Raw genomic sequence first — 21,668 nt, 5'->3', positions numbered from 1 at the left:
CTTAAATCTATCTTCAATTAGTTGCGTTCTTGTCAAAGCTATAAATTCTATTATTTTTCAGAATCTGATATTACCCAACCAAAATTATTTTTTGTAAAATGATTTTGGGTCTACCGTAAAGGAGGGAGCTTCCTGCTTCACAGCTCTACCATGCCAGTACCGAAGTACTGGTAGAGGGCAGAGCTCCACAGGCACTAAGGGTGGCTCCCACCCCGCATGGTACTTAACGTCTGTGCCATCACTGTCTGGAGCAGAGGCGTACCTCATAGACCCTCGCTTTAACCAAGGTGTCTCGGTGACGCTTGCCCCATCAGTAACTGTCATCAAAAATATTTCATAGTCAGTGTTTTTAAATATTTCTACAAAGGGGGCTATCCATCTCCGTCTCAAAGAGGCGAAGTTTTCCGCCCCCTTTGAACCCCCGTCTATTATAATAATCTTCCTTCACTAATGCCTTCAGAAAGTTTATAGCTTCCAAGGATTCGCTGTTAAATCCTAGTCTTAGAACTTTTCGAAAATACTAACGTAATTCGCTCTTCCCTTATATTTGGCGTAAAGCTTATATGATGATAATTCGATAATTAATTAGCAAGAAAATGGAAAAAGTGGTAATAAAGAAAGTTGATGATCAGAGAAGAATTGTTATACCAAAAGAGTGGAGAGCCGGATTCGATACGGAAGACCTTATTATGGTTTTAAAGGATGATAGAATCGAAATTTATCCTAAGGTCTCTAATGTATCAAAACTAATAGATAGTGTAGAAGTTGATGAATTGCCGGATGACTGGCATGAGCTCAAGCGTAAGATTTATAGATTATAACGTATTTGTTTACGCAATTTTAAAACCTAAGAAATCTGTAGAAGAGAAAATATCTGAGATGAAAGAGAAGGCTACGGAGTGTTTACCCGTGGCGTAACTTCTGCTTACTTTTAACCACTTCTAATTCCGCCACGGGGCACCCCTCTTGAGGGCTCATACACACTCACCCTCAACTCATTGGGGCTAGTCGAGGGAAACACCACTACCTTCCCATCCGTATTTGTCGCCCCCAATACCTCGTGAGCATAGCCCGTCATCAGTATGGAGTTCATCAATTTATAATGTAGAGGAAATAATATATAAACATAATCATAATAAAGATCATATTGTGAAATGATTAAAAGTATTTAAAAGTTATGCAAATGTGTTACAGTCTACAAGGGCCCCGCGAAGAAGCGTCTCCGGATCCCCAAGGGCAAGAATGTCGACCTCAAGGACATTGACGTAGGCGACGCGCTGGACTCGCTGTCCCAGTAGGTTTGTTAGAGGCGAGGCATGTAGTGCCTCTTCACAATATTCAAGGATGTGGAGAGGGAAGACTTTCACCCATTATTTTATCCATAACATTAATAGTGGAAGATAATTCTATTAAAATAAAAAACGCTTAATAATACTACAGATTTATTTTTAAGGGAGAGATTTTGGATCTACCGGTTAGGGCAGAGTAGATTACCTAATCTATCCAGTAGAGATCGTAAGGTGAAACTTCTCTTGAGCCACAGAAATCACAGTACTCTGCGTTTTCTTCATTTATGCTTCCACAAACTCTGCAAATTTTATAAGTTCCACCTAATCTGTAACCTGACTTGACCACAAAGTTTTTTATCAGTCTTATATTTTTTTGCTGGGTTAAAAATTTAAAAAGCAATCTATCGCCATATATTATTGCAAACTTTCCTAATGAAGCCTTGTCATAAAAGCCAATTATTAGATTTTTATCCCTTAGGCTAAACTTGAATTCATTTCTCGTTAAGAGACTGTTTTTTACCAAAATTCTCCCATCAAAGATCAGAAAACGATAAGTTTCTAGAAGTAAAATTAGTATAAGGAGTATTAACGATGTAAGATAAGCCATGAAACTGATAACTAGTGGGAGCATAATATCTACCTTTTTGACAAGTATTAAGAACAAGGAGTAACTGAGTAGGGAAACTCCTGCTAGCATCAAACCAAGATGAAAAGCCAATATTAAAGGATGGAATTCAACTACGGATAAGATCTTAATTATCTCCCTCTCCATAAGAATTAGTATGTTAGTCAAAATTAAAAGAAAATTGGTCTAGGCTAAACTCAATTAATAAACATTTAAATACTTAACAATATCTTACTTATTCATGGAAAAGAAGCCATTAGGATGGACGAATGAGAAAATATCCCCCTTAATCTTAGGTTCTTGGGAATTTGGTACACCTTCAATAATCGACGAGAATAATGCAATAAAAGCTATTCAAAGGGCAATAGAGCTTGGAATAAACGCAATAGACACTGCCGAATCCTATGGAAATGGTCTTTCAGAAACAATTATTGGAAGAGCCATAAGTAAATTCAAGAGAGAAGATTTGTTCATAATAACTAAAGTATCAATTGACCACTTAAGATATGATGACGTTTTGAAGGCTTCTGAGGGAAGTTTAAAAAGACTTAACACATCATATATAGACTTATACCTAGTTCACTGGCCTAATCACTATGTGCCCATAAGGGAAACTGCTAAGGCGATGGAGAGGTTATTCAACGAGGGAAAAATTAGATATGTTGGCCTAAGTAACTTTTCCCTTCCCTTGATGAGGGAATTTAGAGAACATTTATCTAAGACTGACGTTGCGGCTAATGAATTGCATTATAACGTTCTATTTAGAGACGTAGAGAAGGAGGTTCTTCCTTATATGTTAAGGGAAAATATCCCCTTGCTAGCATACGATGCTTTAGGATTAGGTTATCTAATAGGGAGAAAGGAGGTCAGAAACGAGTACAGATGGTATGTCCTTGCTAGGGAGACTTACATTAAAAACTTAGAACCGCTCATAGAGGAAATATCTTCAATTGCTAAGGAACTAGGTAAAACTCCAGCACAAGTAGTTCTAAATTGGTTGGTCAGTAAGGATAATGTATTTGCTATCTTCAACACTACTAAAGAGGATCACCTCAAGGAGAATTTAGGAAGTCTAGGATGGTCGCTTAGGGATAGCGACTTAAGGAGATTAGATGAAGCAGTAAAAAAAGTCACGATAGATTATTTCGCAAGGTAATCCGAGTCCCTCTTCTTTACCAGATCGCTTTTTTATCTTAATATTAATCAAATATTATATGGGTAGTCTGTTCGACAAAGACCCGGAATTAAAGAAGCTCTATGAGAAAGGACTTGAAGTTAGGAAAAAAGTGATGGGAAGAGAATACGTGGAAAAGTCATTAAGTCAAACTACGGACTTCAATAGAGAACTCCAAGAAATGGTGACAATTTTCGCATGGGGGTTAATATGGACCAGAGATGATGTTATTCCAAAGAAGATAAGGAGTTTAATAAATATTGGAATATTAAGCTGTTTGAACAGACAAAATGAACTTAAATTACATGTTAAGGGTGCCATAAGGAACGGTTGTACTGAAGAGGAGATAAAGGAGGTATTATTGCAAGTGGGAGCCTATTGTGGATTACCAGCGGCTATGGACAGTTTTAGAATAGCACAAGAAGCCATTAAGGAACTTAAAGAGGAGGAGAAAGGTTAAAAACCTAAAGATATACAACTAAGAAAAAGACGGTGGTAAGCTGGTATGGATCTTATCGTTAGAAAAAACGGTACTATCCCTTTTACTAGGGGCGACCCGAGATTTTTCACTGGTAACGTAATTATTGAACAAGTACACGATTCTGAAGAACCGTCTAGAGTTGCAGCAAGTATTGTAACATTTGAGCCAGGGGCGAGAACCAATTGGCACTACCACCCATTACGGTAGACCCAAAATCACCTCCATAAAAATAAATCTATAGTATTAATAAGTGTTTCCTCAAGATTAAATATAAAATCCTTTAGATCAGATAAATCGTCTAGAAAGCAGAGGATGAGCAGCAATCTAAACTCCTCTCTTGTCATGACGTTCTTAAACACGGTGTAAAGCGAGTAGAAGATCATGGCCAGCACGAAGATCAACTCGCGGAAGATGAACTTGGTGGAGCTCGTGAAGGGAAGGAAGGCCTTGATGTTCCTGTAAGACGTCTCAATGGGACTCCTAACCTTGTTGTACAACTTCAGCACTTCCCTCTTGGGTAGGTCGAGGTTGGTCGCCCTCGCGAAGTACACCACGGTCTTCTTCCTCTTCTTAACGATTTCCTTACCATACACCAGGAGTCTGAACTTGACCTGCTCTTCCTTCTTATGCCTCTTACTGTTTGTCGTGTACTCTCCGTCGAACTCCTCGTAGATCTTCACGTCCCCCACAGGGACTCCTATCACGAACTTGAACTGCGATATGAACTTGAGGACTTCCACGGTGTAGAATCCCGCGTCCAAGGTTACGAGCCCCACCTTGAGGCCCATTCCCACAATTTGCTCCATGAGGAGCTTCACGATCTCATCCTTGCTCATCCCGTTAACTTGGGGAACGAAAGCTAGGAGGAGCACCATATTCTGATACTTCGTGGTCGCGGTAGCGTAGTTCCACGAGTTCCCCTTGGCTGAACTACCCAGTCCCTCCACCGGCTTACCATACCACGTCTTGGTTGTCCAGTCTATGGAGATGTCGACTTCCTTCACTCCCTTGAGTATCTCCATGGAAATCCTCCTCATGGACTCTAATAGCTTCTCGATCACCTCAGTTCCCTGCTCCTCCACGTAGTTCCTCACGGTCTGTGGTGACACGTGAGAGTGTCCGGAATGTAATTATCTGAACGAATAGATAAACAGAATGATAAATATTAATATTGCCAGAAGGGTGAAACCCGGATAACCGAGAAAAACTTTATAATGGAAAAATATCAAGACGAGAGGATTTACCTATCGCGCATAGCGTTGCCTGATCGCGAGTAGCACTTTACGGTTTTCTCCTCCTCTTGAACAGTTTTTTGATCCCACCCGCCTCACGGTAAATACTTTTTATCAATCTGGCCAACCTTTTGGCCCCGAGCATCAGACCCGTGGAGTACTTGAAGTATTGAACAACGAGGAGGGAGAGAGCCTTCAAGGCCACGAAGCCTGAGTTCCTAACCCAGGTCAAGAAGGACCCACCCTCGAGTCCCAAGGCCTTGAGCTCCCTGATCAAGACCTCTATGTCCCAACGGTTCTCCCAGGTCGTTATGATATCTTCAGCCGTGTCGTTAAGGTCGGTGGAGAAGAAATACCTCCTCCCGTAACCCTTATAGTCATCTATAACAAGTAACTTTATGGGAGTCCCCAAGTACTCTACCAGGTACTCCCCTTGGGGGAACTCGCTAACGGGCACGGATCTGCCACCCTCGACGACTCGCGCGCTGGACTTGAGTTCCCCCACAGTATTCCCTTGGAGAGTCCTCGAGTTCACGTACCATGAGTCGAAGACCCTAGCTTTTACATTCAAACCTGAGAGGGAGGAGAGAAACTCCAAGAGGGCATCTATCTTGGTCTTGAACTTCACCTCCTCACCCCTACGCTTGAGCTCCTCTTCCACCTTTCGGGGTATGTAGGCAATTATGTGGATCACGTAGATCTGGTTGTTCACCAGATCCTTGACGCCAATCACAAGGAGTTGGATCGCGGGTTCGAACCTCTTGTGCGCCCTACAGTAGAAGATCTGCGCCCCGTTTCTGGAGACCGGCATGGCCCTAGCGTAGAGCTTGTGGTCGTGGGTGTCGTCCACTATGAGAAGGACAGGATGATCCCCGACTAACTTCTTCACGACCTCGATTAGTTTGGCTTGAGCTGCCTTGTCCAAGTTATTCAGTACGGTCTCGTAGTCCATCTCGGCCTCTTGAGCTATCTCGGTAGCATTTCTTCCCACAACCGCCCCCAAGAGTAGCCTCTTGGCAACGTCCTTCCTCGTTCCAGTCATGGATAGTATGACCTCGTTAACTGCCTTTTCCAATGCCTTATAGTACTCCTCCCTCGTCAATTCTTTGGTCATACCAAAATTAAAGGTTCTAATTTTAAAAAGTTTTTATGGGCCTCTTGAACTGCCAGGATTTTCCGATAAATGCTACGCGAGGAGGCGCGTCTCAGAGCTGAACGGCTCTACGTCCTGGAGGAGTCCTCCGTTGGATCGCGAGGAACATCTTGATGTTGTAGATCACTCCCAGGACGTGAAGGAAGACGTCGTTCCTCCAGGTCGTGGTCCCGTAGGGCCTCCAGAACGCGTTCAGGTAGGTGCCGAAGAACTCCACGTGGGCCCTCAGGGTAGTGAAGGGCTTCTCCCGCGCTATGAGCTGTGTCGGGGAGGGAGAGAATCCCCTGTCCGCGATCTTAATCCCCTTGAGCGGTGACTTGAACCTCTTGTCCGAGAAGTTGGCTGGCTTCACCGTGATGGACCTCACGAAGAGGGAGACGGAGATCACGGCCACTGCCTTGAGCCCGTAGTGCGAGACCCCTCTCTTCTTGGTCCACCTTCCCTCGAACCTCCTCTTGGTTCTCCCCAGGGAGAGCAGCTTCCTGGCCCTCTCCAAGTTACCTTCCCTCCTCTCCAGCTCCGCCTTCTCCCGAAAGGTCTCCACGCTCCTCTTCCCAGGAGGTAAGTCCAGTAGGAAGGAGTCCACTAGCCACGCCATGAAGTCCACGAGATGCGCGCTCGCAGGGAGGTAACTGGGTAGGCACTTCTCCTCAAGCTTGAAGGAAATCTCCAACAACTTCTTCCTCACCCCGTACAACCTGCCCACGAAGTCGTGCAGCGTGCTCTTCCCCACCTTCCTCCCCACGAACCAGGCCACGACCACGTTCACGTTGACCATTTTCACCGCGTCCCTATAGGAGCAAGAGTAGAGCACCATGACGATTAACAACTTCAGGTAAACCAGCGCACCCTCGCCCAGAACCCTCTCCAAATCCATGGTGTCCAGCACGGGCTTGATCTCCGTTAACCATTTTTCCCTCCACGGCATATCCTCTATTGGGGGAAGAGGGTAGTACATCAGGTTTGGTATGTGTCTTAATGTTCTTGCCATGGTACTACCCTCTACTCCCATAACTTAAGTGTTACTCCAATTTAATCCAAGATAATACTAGAAACCAATTTATTCTTGCCAATAAAAATTCAATTTTTTACATTCCGGACACTCTCACGTTATACCCTTTGGACTTGCTTTCCACGGAGTCGTTCCACAAGCACGCGGAGACCAGAACTCTCGATACCTCCTCAGCCTTTCTTCCCTTGAAGCTCAACATGGAAAGTAATTTATACCCTACTTGTTGTATATTATTTTGGTGGGGAAGACCAGGTGTTATCACCTTGTCTTCACCACGTGATAATACCGGCTTCCTCACCTTAAATCTTTCTTCAATTAGTTGCGTTCTTGTTAAAGCTATAAATTCTATTATTTTTCAGAATCTGATATTACCCAACCAAAATTATTTTTTGTAAAATGATTTTGGGTCTACCGATTAGGGCAGCTATTAATAGTCACTTACGGAACAGGGTTAATTCAAACCTGGAGAAACCCTCCTAGAAAGATAAAGGCTGGAGATGTTATATGGACTCCTCCTAGCGTGAAACACTGGCATGGTGCTACGTCAACGACTGCAATGACCCATATAGCTATTCAAGAAAAGCTAAACGGTAAATCGGTAGAGTGGCTTGAAAAGGTTAGCGATAAGGAGTACGACGAGGCGCAATCTGCTTCTGAATAAAGTGACAGTTTTCTTTCTTGTCTAAGTGCAAGTTAAAAGTTATCCTTCTAACTTTTTATAATATGAAAGTTTTTATTTTAAGAAAGTGACATGTTAAATCTGGAGGTGAGTTAAAAGACGTATGATGTAGTTTTAACTTCTGATAGAGGTACATTCACAGATTATGGTGGAATTGCACCATTAGGCTATGTTTCTTGTTTACCTTATAGATTGGTTCCGAGATTTTTCATGGATAGAATATTCGCACCTCCTATGTCCACAGATAAAGAAGGTAAGGCTATAGTAGCGCCTTACCCCCTTAGGAAAGTTGAAGCTGTATTGGCGAAAAGTGGATTTAACGTAGTAGTTACCACACCAGAAAAGCTGGAGAAGGTAGTAACTAGTAAAGGGACTAAAGTAATTGGTATCAACGTTCATGATCCAAGAGGAATTGAACCGGTTAGTGCTAAATTAAGCATGATTTTTGGAGGAGGAGAGACGTGGACTGCAAAATTTTTTGACGAATTGGGTGAAAAAGTGAGTAAGCTGAAGGAAAAATTCCATCTTAAAGTCGTAGTAGGAGGGGCTGGGGCATGGCAATTGGAAAAGGATCCTCCGAGATGGGCAGATGTAATATTCTTAGGCCATGCTGAGGTTGATTTCCCAGAAGTAGTCAAGAAGTTGGAGCAAGGAGAAGAAGTGCCTAGAGTAGTAAGGGGAAGATATCCTAGAAAATTAGATGAAATTCCACCAATTATTAACCCGTCTAGGGGAGGTGAGGTTCAGATTACTAGAGGTTGCCCTAGAGGATGTTGGTTCTGTTCAGTAACTCCGGACACGTTCATTTCCTTCCCATTAGATTATATTATGAGAGAAGTGGAAGTGAATATGAAGGCTGGAATTAAAGACGTCAGTTTGATAACTGATGATATGTTACTATATGGGGCTAAAAGGCTTAATGAAGTGAACCACGATGCGATAGTAAGATTGTACGCTGAGTTGAAGAGAGCAGGAGTGGATTATATAAACTTCGCTCATATTTCCGCAGCACCAGTCAAGTTAAGTCCTAAGACTGTTAAGGCTATGGCTGAGATAGCTGAATGGAATGAGGAGAAGGCTGTTTCTCCAGTGGTAGGGCTTGAGACTGGAAGCGAAAAAATATTCAATAAATATATGAAGATGAAAGCTTTTCCTTGGAACTATACCAATTGGAAGGATTTAATAGTGGAGTCCACAGCGATAATGAATGAAAGCTATATCTTCCCTTGCTATACTATGACCATAGGGTATCCAGAAGAGACTGATAAGGACGTTGAGGATTCAATAAAATTAGTTGAATACATTATAGATCATGAACCAATTGCGTGGATATTTCCATTGCCAGTTATACCGATGGGTTTATCTAAAATTAGGGATAATCCGTTACCTGCATTAGAGAGATTGCCGTCTAGATATTGGGACTTATTATATCTTTCATGGAAATATGATCTGAAGATTACTAGAAGACTGGGAAATACAATAGCCTACACTAGTAAGAATCCTTTCATAAGATCGATTGTAACGTACATGATCGATAAAGTATTTAAAACTATAGAGTGGTATTTTGAAAGGCTAAAGGAGACTAAAGGGAAATCAGCCTTAGAGTATAGGGAGCTAAATCTAAATACTACCTACGGTGTTGTTTGGTCACTATTTCAACTGTTAAGATTAGCGTTCTCTTCTTCTTTACCACCGAGCTAAAGGACTTACAAAAAATAGCTTATTTTTTTATATTTCTAATAGAGACTTTTTCTCTAGATTTGCTTTGATCTCAAAACTTGCCCTAAGCCTGAAGATAAGAGATAAGCACTAAGTAATCCTATAGAACTAATAAATATCTCTGAAAAGATTGCAATTGGTTCACTGTGTGCAATACCGATTATAAATGCTATTAGAACCCACGCTAAAATTAATGTCCCTCCCTCCTTTATGGTTCTGTTATTGTAAATGTTACTAGCCTTCATGTAAGCTAATCCTATTAAAAGTACTCCTATAAGTGAAAGTAAATATCCTCCAATCACTATCCTACCGGCTATGGGCATAACGGTTTGTTGCAGTTGAACTGGGATCAGAGCTATTGATCCAGCTAGAACTAACACGTAACCTATTACTCCTATAGTGCCTCCTAGTGTTCCTTTATTTAACTCCTTTCTAGAAGTTGCCAATATTTTAAATCCTTCCCTTATTCTCCAAAAGGAGAGTATAAATATGGGCAATAAGACCGCTTCAATTACTAGAACAATCTCAGCGTAAATTCCATAATGGGCTAGCATGCTGTTGACAGTTAAAGGTAAATGGAACACTGACACTAGTGTTATGAAGACTCCCACTGATACAATGATGTCTAGTATGGAGTAGAAGAGGAAATAGGTAACGCCTTTTTTGATCTTTTCTAAGCCCAATATCTCAGTATTTTGTTGTGGCATAAATTAGTTAATTTTTCTATATAAAAAACTTTTCTGTTATACAATTTTCAGGCTATCCATTATAATAAGAAATTATATTGTAAATTTTATAAACTCGTTTATTAAGATAAAGAGTATAAGAAAATAGTTTACGTATGTGCTTAAAGAATTAAAACTAGTTAGAGAAAAAGGTATTTAATTAGCTAATTTAATATTAGTTTATGAGTTCGTGTGAGATCTTTCCATTAATTTCAAAATTAAGTGCTGAAGGGAAGCGTTTTGCAATAGTCTCCATTTACAAGGGAAACAGACTAGAGAGAACCATAGTATCAGACGGAAGAGTCCTTCTTGGAAGTTTGGACAGAAATATAATTGAAATTGCGTTGGAAGCGTTGGAAAAGGGAAAGGTAATTCAAAAAGATTTAGAAGATGGTAAATTAGTGATCGAACCAATTGAACCAAGGCCAGCCATAATAGTAGTAGGATCTGGTATTATTGCTAGGTTCTTAGCTAAACTAGCTATAGATATGGGGTATTACGTCGCTGTAGTGGGTTCTGGCGATGTTAAGGAAGAGGACTTTAGCGGAGTTTACGCTATTTCAAATGATCTAAATCTACTAGAGCAAATGGTAAGTGAGGATTCAATTGTAATTGTAGCAAATGAGGGAGGTAAACCATATGATATAGACGCGTTATATATCGCAATGAAAAAGAGGGCAAGATTTGTTGGGTTATTGGCCAGTCAAAAGAGAGCAGCTCTAATGATTTCATTATTAGTTAAGAGAGATATCCCGCTAGAGGAAATAAAGAGAAGATTGCATTCCCCACTAGGTTTAGATATTGGTTCGAAGACCGCAGAGGAGATAGCCTTGAGCATATTGTCTGAGGTAGTATTAGACCTTAGAGGAGGTACGGGAAAGCGCTTACAAGAAGTTAAGAACCCCTATCTGCTCCTAGACGACGCGTTGGCTGGAAAGATTGAAGATAAGTGTATGTTTGTACCTAAATCTTTAAGTCAACAATGAATATATTAACAATCAATTCCTTTTTTAATATATGAAAGCGGCTATTTTAACACAGTTTAACTCACCCTTTATAATAGGTAACGCAGAGCCTCATGGAGTAGGAGTTAGAATAAACGTAGCGTATACTGGAATATGTGGAAGGGATCTAGTTATATGGAAGGGTGGATTTAAAAATCTCAAGCTACCCTTAATCCTAGGGCATGAAATAGTAGGTTACTATAATGGAAGACCAGTAGCTGTTTACCCAAATCTATATTGCGGAAGCTGTGACTATTGTAAAAGCGGGAAGGAGAATTTATGTGATAACGCTAGAATTTTAGGAGAGGGAGAGATAACTGGAGGATATGCAGAGCAGGTCATTGTCCCAGAAAGAAATCTCATACCCTTGCCAGACGATAAACTCGAAAAATACGCAGCTACAATGGACCCAGTTGCCACTGCAATTCACGCATCTAAACTTGCAGATTTAAAGAAGGATAGTAAAGTTTTGGTAACTGGGGCAGGTGGAGGAGTAGGTATCCATCTTGTACAATACTTGAAATATTTAGGTATATCAAACGTTTATGGGTTATCATCTAAAGGAGAAAAGCTTAAAGAATTGGGGGTAACGCCAGTGAGTGATATAAGAGGTGAAAAGTTTGATGCAATATTTGAACTAGTGGGTTCTAAAACCATAAACGATTCGTTAAGGGCATTAAAGAAGGAAGGTATTCTAGTTTTGATCGGAAATACTGAAGGGGAGCCGATAACGCTATCAAGGCCAGCAATGAGCATAATGAGACAGCATAAAATAGTAGGTTCTGCATCTTATACTCAAGCAGAATACGAGGAAGCCATTAAATTGGTAGGGTATGGGAAAATCAAAGCTATATACGAAATTTATGAATTAGAGAGAATAAATGAGGCATATAGGAAAATGTTGGAGAGAAAGGTCTTAGGAAGAGCTATTTTAAAGGTAATCTGACCTTCTTTCTACATGTTGTTCTTATAAGGTGATCACCTAAATATTATCTTTTCACATAGTTTTTTCTTTATTCACTTATGATTAATATATTACTTTTCGGTACCAATATGTGCTAAATTAAAGGCTGAAATTGCATCTAATGATAGAAAGAGTTATAATTAGTCTATTGGTTCAGTAAATTATATGGTCTTACCTTTCAGTAGTGTGGAAGCATTTTCTATAAACATTTCCGAGAAACATGAACTATTTAGGAGAGCTGTAAGGGAATTCATGGAGAGAGACGTTGCGCCTTATGTGGAAAAGGGTGAAAAAGAAGGTACAGTACCAAAGGAAGTATTGGAAAAAGCTAAGGAAATTGGTCTATATGGTGTTGCAGTACCAGAACAATACGGTGGTCAAGGTGGAGATACGCTAATGACTGCCATAGCTCAAGAAGAGATATCTAGAGTCTGGGCCTCACTTTCTACGAGAATATCTGTTGGAGGGTTATTCATGACTCCAATATTGCTTTTCGGTAATGAAGAACAGAAGAAAAAGTACGTTACTCCAGTAGCTAGGGGAGATAAAGTTGCAGCTTTTGCTAATACTGAACCAGTAGCGGGATCAGACGTTGCTGGAATACAGACGGTGGCTAAAAAGATAAATGGTAAATACGTTATTAATGGTAGGAAAATCTTTATCACTAATGGTGGGATAGCTGACTATTACGTGGTTACAGCTAGGACATCACCCCCAGAGCCCAATGCTAGATGGAAGGGGATATCGATGTTCATAGTAGAAAGGGAATGGAAGGGAGTTAAGGTATTGAATAGAATTGAGACTATGGGATTAAGGGCTTCAAATACTGCAGAGTTAGCCTTTGAAGACGTAGAGGTCCCTGCAGAAAACCTTTTGGGAGAAGAAGGGAATGGATTCAAGTACGCAATGGCCACTTTCGATAGGACAAGGGTTGGTGTTGCAGCCCAAGGAGTTGGTGTTGCCCAGGCTGCGTTAGAGAGAATGGTCACATATTCAACTCAGAGGTTTGCTTTCCAGAGTCCATTAATAGGATTTCAAATGGTTCAAGAGAAGATAGCCGAATCACTTACTGAAGTAAATACTGCAAGATTACTCACGTACTGGGCAGCTAATTTATTTGACCGTGGTCTTGAGAATGAAGCTATAGTAGCTGCCTCAATGGCTAAATTGTACGCAACAGATATTGCAGAGAAGGTTGCGATTAGGGCAATAACTGTTCATGGTGGATACGGTGTAGCTACTTCTACTGGTGTAGAGAGATTGTTAAGAGATGTTGAGGTAATGAGAATATACGAAGGTGCTAATGATATTCAAAAACTTGTTATATTAAGGGAAACTGCGAGAAGACTTCTCGGAATTAAGATGTAAAATTTTTTATAGTTGTTTTTCAAAGTATTATAACATGAATAGCGAATATTACGAATACCAATTAACAATAGATAAGATATTAGATTCTGGTTCTAGAAGTTTTCCAGATAGAGAAATAGTATACAGAGATATTAGAAGATATACCTTTAGATCTTTCGCAAATTCTGTAAAAAGGTTAGCAAATGGATTAAGAAAGATAGGAGTTAAGAGAGGAGAAAAGATAGGAGTTATAGATTGGGATACTGATGTCTATATGCACAACTATTACGCAATACCTATGATAGGTTCTGTGTTGCACACAGTAAATATCAGATATCCCTTGGAATTAATTGCAAAGACAATATTGCACGCAGAGGATAAGTATTTAATAGTAAGAGATGAGTTCATGCCACTCATAGAAAAAGCGAAGGGAATAATGCCAGTAGGGATGAAAGTAATATCCTATAGCGATTCTAAGGAAAAGGTAAGAAGCTCATTAGATACAATAGATTTCTGGGAACTGATAGAATCAAATGAACCGTTGGAAGAGGAGACTAACGTTAATGAAAACGATATGGCTACAATATTTTATACATCAGGTACTACAGGAGAACCAAAGGGTGTATGGTTTAATCACAGAAAGATAGTATTGCATGCCATAAGTGTAAGCTTGGTTGGAGCTAGACCTCCATTAAGTCTGACCTCAAATGACGTATATATGATCCTAGTACCAATGTTTCACGTACATGCCTGGGGATATCCTTATGTGGCGCTAATGGCTGGAGTTAAATATGTCTTACCAGGGAAATACGATTACAGTTTCATACTAAGCCTAATGGATAAGGAGGGTGTAACGTATTCAGCAATGGTACCAACTATACTTTACCTATTACTAACGAATCCCGATGCTCCCAGATATCTCCACGTATTTAAGAGATGGAAAGTTACAATAGGAGGTTCTGCGCTTCCAGAAGGGTTAGCTAAAAAAGCTAAAGAATTAGGTATTACTGTAATAGGAGGATATGGCCTATCTGAAACTTGTCCAGTATTGTCAGTCGGTTATTATAACTCAGCAATTGAAAGATTAGATGATAACACTAAATTCATGGCGCAAATAACTGCTGGGGCACCGATTCCTTTAGTTCAAATTAAAATTGTTGATCCAGCAACTGGAAAAGAAAAGGAAACTGGTAAGATAGGGGAAATAGTAGTTAGAGCACCATGGTTAACTCAAGAGTACTATAAAGATCCGGAAAAAACTAAGGCCTTATGGAAAGGAGGATGGCTACATACTGGTGACTTAGCCTATATGGATCAGTACGGATATATACATATAGTTGATAGGGAGAAAGATGCAATAAAGAGCGGTGGAGAATTCATTCCTTCATTACTCTTAGAGAACGCCATATCATTACACCCTAAGGTGTCTCAAGTTGCAGTAGTTGGAATTAAGGACGAGAAATGGGGAGAAAGACCAGCTGCATTCATAGTTCCGAAAGAGCAAGTGTCTGAGGAGGAAATAAGGCAATTCCTATTGAAACTTGCGGACGAGGGTAAAATTCAAAAGTGGTGGATTCCAGATAGATTTATATTCATAAGTTCCATGCCACTAACTTCAACCAATAAGATAGATAAAAAGGTACTTAGAGACATGACACAAACTAAATAAACTATCAAGTGGTAGATTAAAGTATGAGAAATGTAGCAATTATCGGAACTGGACACACCAAATTCGGGGTAAGGACAGATGTTAATTTGCAAGAACTAGCATGGGAAGCTGTTAAACAAGCTCTTGAAGAAGCAAACATAGATCAAAATGAAATACAATACTTCGTTGTTGGTAATGTAGGGAATTGGAGTTCCGAGGAATTACCAGCAGTAATAGTAGGGGAGTATTGTAACCTAACACCAAAGGGGACTATGAGAGTTGAGGCAGCATGTTCCACTGGAAGCGCAGCAATAAGAGATGCCTATCTAGCAATTAAATCTGGTGAAGCAGATATAGCACTAGTCGTAGGAGTAGAACAAATGCATCAAGCACCTAATCCCCAAGTAGTTGAACTAATTGGCAGGGCTGGGGGTTATTTCTGGGAGTTTGAGAACTTTGGGCTTACCTTCCCAGGATATTACGCACTTCACGCCTCCGCATATATGGCTAAATATGGTATGAAAGAGGAAGACTTAGGAAAGATCGCCATTAAGAATCATTATTATGGGGCTAAGAACCCTTATGCACAATTTCAAAAGGAAATAACTATGGAGGAATATTTGAAGTCCAAACCAGTTGCTTATCCCCTGAAGCTTCTGGACTCCTCTCCAATTACTGACGGTGCTGCTGCAATAGTCTTAGCATCTGAGGAAGTTGCTAAAAAGATAACTGATTCTCCAGTATGGATAGTATCACAAGGAGTTGCTAGTGGCACTGCAAACTTGAGTAGGAGAACTGACTTCACACATATAGAAGCAGCTCACATTGCAGCACAGCAAGCGTATAAGAGAGCTAGAATAGAATTCGATAACGCATGGAAGAACTTCGACGTAGCAGATGTGCATGATTGTTTCACAATAGCGGAAATAATGGCATATGAAGATTTAGGATTCGCAAAAAGAGGTGAGGGATACCTATTGGCAAGAGAAGAACAAACATACATAGGAGGGAAAATACCAGTAAACGTTGATGGAGGGTTGAAAGCAAAGGGACACCCAATAGGGGCAACTGGGGTAAGCATGGCAGTATCAATAACAAGACAGTTATTATACAGAGCACATAAGGGAACACAAGTGGAAGTTAGGAACGGGATGGGAATAACGCACAACGTTGGAGGAACTGGACATTACGCATACGTAACAATATACTCAACTAGGAGGCCATCTACATGAGTCTAAATGAAATAAGGGATAAGATGCAAAAGGAAATTTCCCAATCACTGTTGATGCTTGATAACGCGATAAAGACAACTAAATTACCAATAGTGAATGAACAAAAGACTAATAACCCCCTTTGGATTGACGTAAGGGAGATTGACCTAAGGTATCAAATTCCAGTTAAAAGGATATTCAAATTCTTTGAGGGATTAAGGGAGGGTAAAATTCTAGCCACGAAATGTCCAAAGTGTGGCTCAATATATTTTCCGCCTCAAGATGATTGTCCAAAATGCAAAATATCAAATTTAGAATGGATTGAAATGCCTAAGGAAGGTGAAATTGTGGCATATACCGTAGTTAACGTCAAACCTCCCTCATTCTCTCACTATCAAGATTATATAGTGGGTATAGCTAGGATGAGTAATGGAGTAAATGTTCTAGGCTGGGTAAGGGCTAAGGAAGTTAGAGTCGGGATGAAGGTTAAACTTGAGGTTATTGAGAGGAAACCAGAAGGATATCTAACTTATGAACTGGTTCCAGTAGGTTGAAATTTCATGATAAGAAATGTATTGGTAGTTGGAGCAGGGACAATGGGCCACGGAATTGCCGAAGTTTCAGCCATAGCTGGGTATAACGTTTATCTGAGTGATGTATCTAAAGATATATTGAATAACGCAATACAGAAGGTCAAGTGGAGTTTGGAGAAATTGTATGAAAAAGGTAACTTAAAGGAAAGTGTTGAGGACGTTTTGGGAAGAATTAAAACCATAGAAGGGTTATCGAATGAGTTAAGGGAAATTGATATATCAATAGAAGCAATACCAGAGAAATTGGATTTAAAGAGACAACTATTTTCTAAGCTTGAGGAACTATTACCCAATAATGCGATATTGGCTACTAATACTAGTAGCTTACCAATTACGGAAATTGCTTCTGCTGTAAAAAGGCAAGAAAGGGTTATAGGAACTCACTTCTTTAATCCCCCAGTGTTAATGCAGTTAGTGGAGATAATAAGGGGAAGTAAAACTTCAGACGACACTGTTAAACAGACTTATGAATTCATTAAATCCCTTAGAAAGATACCAATAATGGTTAATAAGGACGTACCGGGATTTGTGGTTAACAGAATATTATTGAGGATTATCACCACAGCTTGCATGCTTGTTGAAAAGGGGATTTGTGAATATACTGCGATAGACGCAGTAGCTAGATATAAATTGGGATTTCCAATGGGAATTTTTGAACTTGTGGATTACACTGGTGTGGATGTTAACTATTACGTAAGCTCTGCAATGATGGAAAGGGGATTTAAGGCCTATCCGTGTAAGACACTAGAGGAGATGACAAAAAAGGGAGATCTCGGCGTAAAGAGCGGAAAAGGGTTCTATACTTATCCATCAAATAAGTATATTAAGCCTAATTTACCTCCACAACTAGCTGAAAAAATAAATCCGTTATACATTATAGCTCCTGCGATAAGTGAGGCAAATTGGATGGTTAAAAACGGAATTGCAAGCAAGGAAGATATTGACCTAGGTGTCAGATTAGGATTAAGCTTTCCTAAAGGCATTTTCGATTACGAAAGGGAGTTTGGAAGAGAGAGTGTAACTAAGACCTTAGAAGACTTGAGAAGAATTTCTGGTATGGAAGAGTATTTACCGGAATAAAAAATGGTTAAATTTTCTTAACGAATTCACAATATATTTCTCTGAAGCCCATTTTTCTATAGAACGAAATTGCTATTAAATTTCTAGAAGGGAATTCAGCTCCTAGTATCTCTATTCCCCTCTCTTTCAACTCGCTTATTATGAAATTTACTATCTCATTACCTACTCCCTGCCTTCTGTATGAAGGATGTACGTAAAACTCCCTAATTAATGCTTCCTTTTCCGGTGTATAAAATATCCTATCTATTATTAAAACCCTGGCAGCGCCAACTATCCTACCTTGATCTTCCGCTACTACTATCATCTCATTTTGATCTTCAAGACTCTTCTCTACCACTTTGTTAATCCTTTCCTCCAAATTCTCTGGAGTCAATAGTAGTGGATCGAATTCGCTGTTTAACCTATACATCCTACTGAAAAAATCTATTAACGTTTTGACGTCCTCTTTAGTAGCCCTCCTTATGGTGACCATGTGGATATCACCAAATTCATTATCTTCCTAGCCCTTATTATTCTCTCCTTAGCGATTTCCCTGAACTCTTCTCTACTCTTTTTAACTCTAGCTAACCCTAATTCTACTGCCTTACTAGCAACTGCTGCTGCTTCCTCATAAAACGCCTCCCATTCATCCATTCTAGGTATTATGTAGTTCTCATTTATCCCCCTATCCCTAGCGTATTTAGCTAGAGCCTCAGAGGCTGCAATCGTCATCTCATCTGTTATCGCCTTTGCTCTACTATCCAAAACTCCCCTAAATATTGCCGGGAAAATTAGGGAGTTATTAACTTGGTTAGGGAAATCACTTCTACCCGTTGCAACAATCTTCGCTCCTGCCTCCTTAGCGTCTTGCGGCCATATCTCTGGAACTGGATTGGCTAAGGCAAAGACTATTGCCTCCTTATTCATCAGACTTATCCATTCCTTCTTTATTACATTGGGACCTGGAGTAGATGCCGCAACTACTGCATCTGCGCCACTAAACGCGTCCTTTATCTCCTTAGCTTCCCATTTATTCGTCTTTATAGCCAATTCGTACTTCCACTTATGATGTAACATTAAGTGATCTACGTCCTCTCTATCAGCATACAATGGACCTTTGCTATCAATCATTACAATATTTTCGTATTTGAATCCATATTTAGCTAAAATTCTAGCTGCTGCAATATTTGATGCTCCAGCTCCGTAAAATACGACTTTACTTTCCTTAGGGTCTTTATTGGTTAATATCATCGCATTAATCAACCCTGCTAGGATAGCTGCCGCAGTACCTTGTTGATCATCATGCCATACTGGAATATTCAACATGGATTGCAATTTTTCCAGAATATAGAAACACTTTGGTGACTCAATATCTTCAAGATTAATCCCGCCAAAGGACGTTTCCAGAGCTTTTACAACATTTGTGAACTCATCTGCACTCTTTACGTTAATTGGCAAAGGTATTGCGTCAACTCCTCCTAAGTATTTGAACAATAGAGATTTCCCTTCCATCACTGGCATTGCTGCAGTTGGGCCAATATTTCCTAATCCCAAAACCCTAGTTCCGTCTGTTACTACTGCTATCGTGTTCCACCTACTTGTTAACTCAAAGCTCTTATCCGGATCCTTATAAATCGCCTTAGATACCTCAGCAACACCTGGGGTGTATATGAGAGCGAAATCGTTATAAGAGGTGATAGGAACTTTCGGATATATCTCAATTTTTCCCTCGTATTTCCTTGACAGTTCTACAGCATCAACCATGAAAAAATATATCATAAAACAAATTTATAAATGAATACGCTGACTTTTGTTAGGTAACTTTAAAGTTTACTCCCAAACATTTAGCACGTGAAAATATTAAAATACCTGCTACCTTATGTAACAATAACGTCATTTAACTACTACTTCGCAAAGGATGCTATAACGTTTTCATCACCTATCTTTTTCAATCTCATTAGGTATGTTATCTCTTCTATTATATTTTTATCAATTAGTAGGGGAAAGATTCTCTTTAACAGAGACGTAATACAATTGGCAGTTTACACTACAGTATCATCATTATTATGGGCGTATGGTTTACTTTATGTAAGCCCAGCTGAGTCAGCTGTGCTAAGCTATACAATGCCCTTGTTTTCAATACCCATTTCCTTTATCATCTTATTGGAAAGACCCGCGGTACTTGAGATTGTTGGAGTAGTAATAGGTTTCTCAGGCGTAATTTTATACGGTTTACCATTGGTTCATGGTCTTACACTATTTGGTTCAATTATAACTATCGTCAATGCCCTATTTTGGGGGTTATTTACAGTTTTCTACAGAAAATTAAAGGGTTACGATCCTATAACAGTAAATGCAAGTCAATTCTCGATAGGTAGCATAATCCTAGCATTACTACTCCCAATACACCATAACATTGATCCAAACCCAGAATTTTATATAGGAATCGCGTATACTTCAACTTTAGGTGGGGCCATTTCCTTCTTCCTTTGGAACATGATGGTTAAGGCTGAGAAGATACCTAAGGTAACAGTTCTCAGCTTCTCTGTGCCTATTCTAACTACTCTAGTAGAGTTCCTACTGTACCACGTTTTACCTTTTCCTATACAGTTATTCGGCATTTTCTTGATGTTTTTGGGAATTTTAATCTCTAGATCAAGAACATTATTAAGTTAAACTTTTTAATGTGATTTTAAAAGATGAAAATATGGCAAAAGTCCTCTTCTTAATAATGTCTGGAGACGAGAAGTTCGATCTAGCAATGAGAATGGCTTATAACTCAGTGAAAAATAAGAGATATGAAGACGTTAAAGTGATATATTTCGGACCAAGTCAGAAGAAATTAACACAATTGGATGGCGATATGAAAAACATGTTCCAAGAGCTCCTTCAAAATAAAATAGTAGACTCTGCTTGCATAGGAGTTGCGCAGGCAATGAACATAAAGCCACATCTAGAGAATTTAGGAGTGTCATTGATGCCAGCCGGTGAGAGAGTATCCTATTACGTCAATCAAGGATATGAGGTAATAACGTTTTGAACATATGGCTAGTTAGTGCTGGAATAGCTATTTTACAAACACTTTTAGGAAATATAATCGTTTTTTACAACTCTCCTTATCTATTGCTACTTCACGTCTTTGTTGCAATTATACTTTTAGCACTAGCGATCTATGGTTATTTTAGGGTAAAACTACAAATGGAAAAGAGAATCCTTGCAGGAAATATTGGATTGATAGTGATTACTGGCGCATTAGGGTATCTATATACCATAAACGCTTCTCCAATAATCTCCATAATTCATCTCCTTTTGGCAATTGGAATCGTATCTAATTTTTCAGTACTTTATGGATTTGAGAGAGGACAAAAATATAAGTAGATATAATTCACTTACAAACAAACAAATCAATTTATAAGTAACTAAACTTAATATTATTTGATGCTATTCCTTCTATGGTTTAAGATAAAACAACCAACTAATATAACGCAAAAGCAGTTAATGGAAATATGGAAAAGAGAAGCTGAGGCAGCAATGCCAGCAGTTAAGGCTGGGAAGATAAAGGGTTTGTATAAGGTAACTGGAAGAAGAGAGGTTGTAGCAATAATAGATGTTAACTCTCATGAGGAATTAGATGGGATTTTAGAGACCCTACCAATAGTTAAAGAGCTCGGTCATTCACTAACAATAGAAGTAACCGCAATTCATCCTTATGAAAACTTTTATGAATTAATGAAAAAATTACTACAATAAGAT

23 protein-coding genes and 3 pseudogenes are annotated in these 21,668 nt (G+C 39.6%); 17 read left to right on the top strand and 9 right to left on the bottom strand.

All coding sequences use genetic code 11. The annotated features are described in order from the left end of the window. Positions 1-596 precede the first annotated feature (596 nt). Positions 597-821, top strand: coding sequence for an AbrB/MazE/SpoVT family DNA-binding domain-containing protein (locus SSOP1_RS14280; protein WP_010924016.1), 225 nt, complete (start codon positions 597-599; stop codon positions 819-821). Positions 822-903: 82 nt separating this feature from the next. On the opposite strand, the pseudogene SSOP1_RS17970 reads toward SSOP1_RS14280, so the two are convergent. Together SSOP1_RS17970 and SSOP1_RS14270 are read right to left on the bottom strand one after the other, a co-directional pair. Further along, positions 904-1,097 (bottom strand): annotated as a pseudogene (locus tag SSOP1_RS17970) (hypothetical protein). A 397-nt stretch (positions 1,098-1,494) separates the two neighbouring features. After that, the gene (locus SSOP1_RS14270; RefSeq protein ID WP_048054270.1) at positions 1,495-2,061 is read right to left on the bottom strand and encodes a zinc ribbon domain-containing protein; all 567 of its coding nucleotides are present in this window, start codon (positions 2,059-2,061) and stop codon (positions 1,495-1,497) included. A gap of 94 nt (positions 2,062-2,155) precedes the next feature. On the opposite strand from SSOP1_RS14270, the gene SSOP1_RS14265 reads away from it, so the two are divergent. From SSOP1_RS14265 to SSOP1_RS17220, 3 genes are read left to right on the top strand one after another with little or no spacing between them, the layout of a single operon-like run. Continuing rightward, on the top strand, positions 2,156-3,070 hold the full coding sequence (locus SSOP1_RS14265) for an aldo/keto reductase (RefSeq protein WP_010924014.1): 915 nt from the start codon (positions 2,156-2,158) through the stop codon (positions 3,068-3,070). Between the two features lie 58 nt (positions 3,071-3,128). Beyond that, positions 3,129-3,548 carry a carboxymuconolactone decarboxylase family protein gene (locus SSOP1_RS14260; RefSeq protein WP_010924013.1) on the top strand — a complete coding sequence of 140 codons (420 nt, stop codon included), beginning with the start codon at positions 3,129-3,131 and terminating at the stop codon, positions 3,546-3,548. 45 nt (positions 3,549-3,593) lie between these two features. After that, the gene (locus SSOP1_RS17220) at positions 3,594-3,776 is read left to right on the top strand and encodes a cupin domain-containing protein (protein ID WP_052265488.1); all 183 of its coding nucleotides are present in this window, start codon (positions 3,594-3,596) and stop codon (positions 3,774-3,776) included. A gap of 8 nt (positions 3,777-3,784) precedes the next feature. On the opposite strand, the pseudogene SSOP1_RS14255 reads toward SSOP1_RS17220, so the two are convergent. The 4 genes and pseudogenes from SSOP1_RS14255 to SSOP1_RS14240 all read right to left on the bottom strand — a co-directional run. Beyond that, positions 3,785-4,681 (bottom strand): annotated as a pseudogene (locus SSOP1_RS14255) (ISH3-like element ISC1225 family transposase); the annotation flags it as partial. A gap of 169 nt (positions 4,682-4,850) precedes the next feature. Then, positions 4,851-5,915 carry an ISNCY-like element ISC1217 family transposase gene (locus SSOP1_RS14250; protein ID WP_010923767.1) on the bottom strand — a complete coding sequence of 355 codons (1,065 nt, stop codon included), beginning with the start codon at positions 5,913-5,915 and terminating at the stop codon, positions 4,851-4,853. Between the two features lie 91 nt (positions 5,916-6,006). Next, positions 6,007-6,966 carry an IS5-like element ISC1234 family transposase gene (locus tag SSOP1_RS14245; RefSeq protein ID WP_010924011.1) on the bottom strand — a complete coding sequence of 320 codons (960 nt, stop codon included), beginning with the start codon at positions 6,964-6,966 and terminating at the stop codon, positions 6,007-6,009. A 94-nt stretch (positions 6,967-7,060) separates the two neighbouring features. Continuing rightward, positions 7,061-7,228, bottom strand: a pseudogene (locus tag SSOP1_RS14240) (DUF4322 domain-containing protein); the annotation flags it as partial. Between the two features lie 258 nt (positions 7,229-7,486). Here SSOP1_RS14240 and SSOP1_RS17215 point away from each other — a divergent pair. Both SSOP1_RS17215 and SSOP1_RS14235 read left to right on the top strand, forming a co-directional pair. Then, positions 7,487-7,627 carry a cupin domain-containing protein gene (locus tag SSOP1_RS17215; protein ID WP_157861866.1) on the top strand — a complete coding sequence of 47 codons (141 nt, stop codon included), beginning with the start codon at positions 7,487-7,489 and terminating at the stop codon, positions 7,625-7,627. A 228-nt stretch (positions 7,628-7,855) separates the two neighbouring features. After that, positions 7,856-9,346 carry a B12-binding domain-containing radical SAM protein gene (locus SSOP1_RS14235; protein ID WP_009989818.1) on the top strand — a complete coding sequence of 497 codons (1,491 nt, stop codon included), beginning with the start codon at positions 7,856-7,858 and terminating at the stop codon, positions 9,344-9,346. Positions 9,347-9,399: 53 nt separating this feature from the next. Here the strand turns inward: SSOP1_RS14235 and SSOP1_RS14230 are convergent, their stop codons facing one another. Continuing rightward, entirely contained in the window at positions 9,400-10,071 is a 672-nt protein-coding gene (locus SSOP1_RS14230) for a DUF973 family protein (protein WP_009989819.1), read from the bottom strand. A gap of 200 nt (positions 10,072-10,271) precedes the next feature. Between SSOP1_RS14230 and SSOP1_RS14225 the strand changes: the two genes are divergently transcribed. The 7 genes from SSOP1_RS14225 to SSOP1_RS14195 all read left to right on the top strand — a co-directional run bounded on the left by SSOP1_RS14225 (position 10,272) and on the right by SSOP1_RS14195 (position 17,936). Beyond that, positions 10,272-11,075, top strand: coding sequence for an XdhC family protein (locus SSOP1_RS14225; protein WP_009989820.1), 804 nt, complete (start codon positions 10,272-10,274; stop codon positions 11,073-11,075). A gap of 31 nt (positions 11,076-11,106) precedes the next feature. Beyond that, complete coding sequence (locus SSOP1_RS14220) at positions 11,107-12,039, top strand: alcohol dehydrogenase catalytic domain-containing protein (protein WP_009989821.1); 933 nt, start codon at positions 11,107-11,109, stop codon at positions 12,037-12,039. A gap of 183 nt (positions 12,040-12,222) precedes the next feature. After that, positions 12,223-13,425 (top strand): acyl-CoA dehydrogenase family protein, encoded by a 1,203-nt coding sequence (locus tag SSOP1_RS14215; protein WP_009989823.1) that lies wholly within the window; start codon positions 12,223-12,225, stop codon positions 13,423-13,425. A gap of 34 nt (positions 13,426-13,459) precedes the next feature. Continuing rightward, positions 13,460-15,073 carry a long-chain fatty acid--CoA ligase gene (locus SSOP1_RS14210; protein ID WP_009989824.1) on the top strand — a complete coding sequence of 538 codons (1,614 nt, stop codon included), beginning with the start codon at positions 13,460-13,462 and terminating at the stop codon, positions 15,071-15,073. Between the two features lie 23 nt (positions 15,074-15,096). Continuing rightward, a complete protein-coding gene (locus SSOP1_RS14205; protein WP_009989826.1) occupies positions 15,097-16,284 on the top strand; it encodes a thiolase family protein in 1,188 nt (395 codons plus the stop codon). Then, on the top strand, positions 16,281-16,817 hold the full coding sequence (locus SSOP1_RS14200) for a Zn-ribbon domain-containing OB-fold protein (protein WP_009989827.1): 537 nt from the start codon (positions 16,281-16,283) through the stop codon (positions 16,815-16,817). The genes SSOP1_RS14205 and SSOP1_RS14200 overlap by 4 nt, the downstream gene beginning before the upstream one ends. A gap of 6 nt (positions 16,818-16,823) precedes the next feature. After that, positions 16,824-17,936, top strand: a complete 1,113-nt coding sequence (locus SSOP1_RS14195) for a 3-hydroxyacyl-CoA dehydrogenase (protein WP_009989828.1) — start codon at positions 16,824-16,826, stop codon at positions 17,934-17,936. A 7-nt stretch (positions 17,937-17,943) separates the two neighbouring features. Here the strand turns inward: SSOP1_RS14195 and SSOP1_RS14190 are convergent, their stop codons facing one another. After that, positions 17,944-18,408 (bottom strand): GNAT family N-acetyltransferase, encoded by a 465-nt coding sequence (locus SSOP1_RS14190; protein WP_009989830.1) that lies wholly within the window; start codon positions 18,406-18,408, stop codon positions 17,944-17,946. Next, positions 18,396-19,679, bottom strand: a complete 1,284-nt coding sequence (locus SSOP1_RS14185) for an NAD(P)-dependent malic enzyme (protein ID WP_029552528.1) — start codon at positions 19,677-19,679, stop codon at positions 18,396-18,398. Before SSOP1_RS14185 ends, SSOP1_RS14190 begins: the two co-directional genes overlap by 13 nt. An 87-nt stretch (positions 19,680-19,766) precedes the next feature. On the opposite strand from SSOP1_RS14185, the gene SSOP1_RS14180 reads away from it, so the two are divergent. Genes SSOP1_RS14180 through SSOP1_RS14165 form a run of 4 tightly spaced genes read left to right on the top strand, consistent with a single transcriptional unit; the run spans position 19,767 to position 21,665 of the window. Then, positions 19,767-20,591 (top strand): DMT family transporter, encoded by an 825-nt coding sequence (locus tag SSOP1_RS14180; protein ID WP_009989833.1) that lies wholly within the window; start codon positions 19,767-19,769, stop codon positions 20,589-20,591. Positions 20,592-20,622: 31 nt separating this feature from the next. After that, positions 20,623-20,955, top strand: coding sequence for a DsrE family protein (locus tag SSOP1_RS14175; RefSeq protein ID WP_009989834.1), 333 nt, complete (start codon positions 20,623-20,625; stop codon positions 20,953-20,955). Beyond that, a complete protein-coding gene (locus tag SSOP1_RS14170) occupies positions 20,952-21,293 on the top strand; it encodes a hypothetical protein (protein ID WP_009989835.1) in 342 nt (113 codons plus the stop codon). Before SSOP1_RS14175 ends, SSOP1_RS14170 begins: the two co-directional genes overlap by 4 nt. Before the next feature lie 60 nt (positions 21,294-21,353). Beyond that, positions 21,354-21,665 carry a muconolactone Delta-isomerase gene (locus SSOP1_RS14165; protein ID WP_009989836.1) on the top strand — a complete coding sequence of 104 codons (312 nt, stop codon included), beginning with the start codon at positions 21,354-21,356 and terminating at the stop codon, positions 21,663-21,665. The last annotated feature ends 3 nt before the right edge of the window (positions 21,666-21,668 follow it).

This window comes from Saccharolobus solfataricus, from assembly GCF_900079115.1.
GTDB lineage: Archaea > Thermoproteota > Thermoprotei_A > Sulfolobales > Sulfolobaceae > Saccharolobus > Saccharolobus solfataricus.
The sequence above is the reverse complement of the archived record's forward strand: the minus strand, read 5'-3'. Positions and strand labels throughout refer to the sequence as shown.

What these genes read in the sequence shown, in the direction of transcription:
- SSOP1_RS14165 (WP_009989836.1), top strand. Translation starts at nt 21,354, where the DNA reads ATGCTATTCCTTCTATGGTTTAAGATAAAACAACCAACTAATATAACG.
- SSOP1_RS14175 (WP_009989834.1), top strand. Translation starts at nt 20,623, where the DNA reads ATGGCAAAAGTCCTCTTCTTAATAATGTCTGGAGACGAGAAGTTCGAT.
- SSOP1_RS14220 (WP_009989821.1), top strand. Translation starts at nt 11,107, where the DNA reads ATGAAAGCGGCTATTTTAACACAGTTTAACTCACCCTTTATAATAGGT.
- SSOP1_RS14200 (WP_009989827.1), top strand. Translation starts at nt 16,281, where the DNA reads ATGAGTCTAAATGAAATAAGGGATAAGATGCAAAAGGAAATTTCCCAA.
- SSOP1_RS14270 (WP_048054270.1), bottom strand. Translation starts at nt 2,061, where the DNA reads ATGGAGAGGGAGATAATTAAGATCTTATCCGTAGTTGAATTCCATCCT.
- SSOP1_RS14210 (WP_009989824.1), top strand. Translation starts at nt 13,460, where the DNA reads ATGAATAGCGAATATTACGAATACCAATTAACAATAGATAAGATATTA.
- SSOP1_RS14265 (WP_010924014.1), top strand. Translation starts at nt 2,156, where the DNA reads ATGGAAAAGAAGCCATTAGGATGGACGAATGAGAAAATATCCCCCTTA.
- SSOP1_RS14205 (WP_009989826.1), top strand. Translation starts at nt 15,097, where the DNA reads ATGAGAAATGTAGCAATTATCGGAACTGGACACACCAAATTCGGGGTA.
- SSOP1_RS14225 (WP_009989820.1), top strand. Translation starts at nt 10,272, where the DNA reads ATGAGTTCGTGTGAGATCTTTCCATTAATTTCAAAATTAAGTGCTGAA.
- SSOP1_RS14235 (WP_009989818.1), top strand. Translation starts at nt 7,856, where the DNA reads ATGGATAGAATATTCGCACCTCCTATGTCCACAGATAAAGAAGGTAAG.
- SSOP1_RS14185 (WP_029552528.1), bottom strand. Translation starts at nt 19,679, where the DNA reads ATGGTTGATGCTGTAGAACTGTCAAGGAAATACGAGGGAAAAATTGAG.
- SSOP1_RS14195 (WP_009989828.1), top strand. Translation starts at nt 16,824, where the DNA reads ATGATAAGAAATGTATTGGTAGTTGGAGCAGGGACAATGGGCCACGGA.
- SSOP1_RS14190 (WP_009989830.1), bottom strand. Translation starts at nt 18,408, where the DNA reads ATGGTCACCATAAGGAGGGCTACTAAAGAGGACGTCAAAACGTTAATA.
- SSOP1_RS14230 (WP_009989819.1), bottom strand. Translation starts at nt 10,071, where the DNA reads ATGCCACAACAAAATACTGAGATATTGGGCTTAGAAAAGATCAAAAAA.
- SSOP1_RS14260 (WP_010924013.1), top strand. Translation starts at nt 3,129, where the DNA reads ATGGGTAGTCTGTTCGACAAAGACCCGGAATTAAAGAAGCTCTATGAG.
- SSOP1_RS14280 (WP_010924016.1), top strand. Translation starts at nt 597, where the DNA reads ATGGAAAAAGTGGTAATAAAGAAAGTTGATGATCAGAGAAGAATTGTT.
- SSOP1_RS14245 (WP_010924011.1), bottom strand. Translation starts at nt 6,966, where the DNA reads ATGGGAGTAGAGGGTAGTACCATGGCAAGAACATTAAGACACATACCA.
- SSOP1_RS17220 (WP_052265488.1), top strand. Translation starts at nt 3,594, where the DNA reads ATGGATCTTATCGTTAGAAAAAACGGTACTATCCCTTTTACTAGGGGC.
- SSOP1_RS14215 (WP_009989823.1), top strand. Translation starts at nt 12,223, where the DNA reads ATGGTCTTACCTTTCAGTAGTGTGGAAGCATTTTCTATAAACATTTCC.
- SSOP1_RS14250 (WP_010923767.1), bottom strand. Translation starts at nt 5,915, where the DNA reads ATGACCAAAGAATTGACGAGGGAGGAGTACTATAAGGCATTGGAAAAG.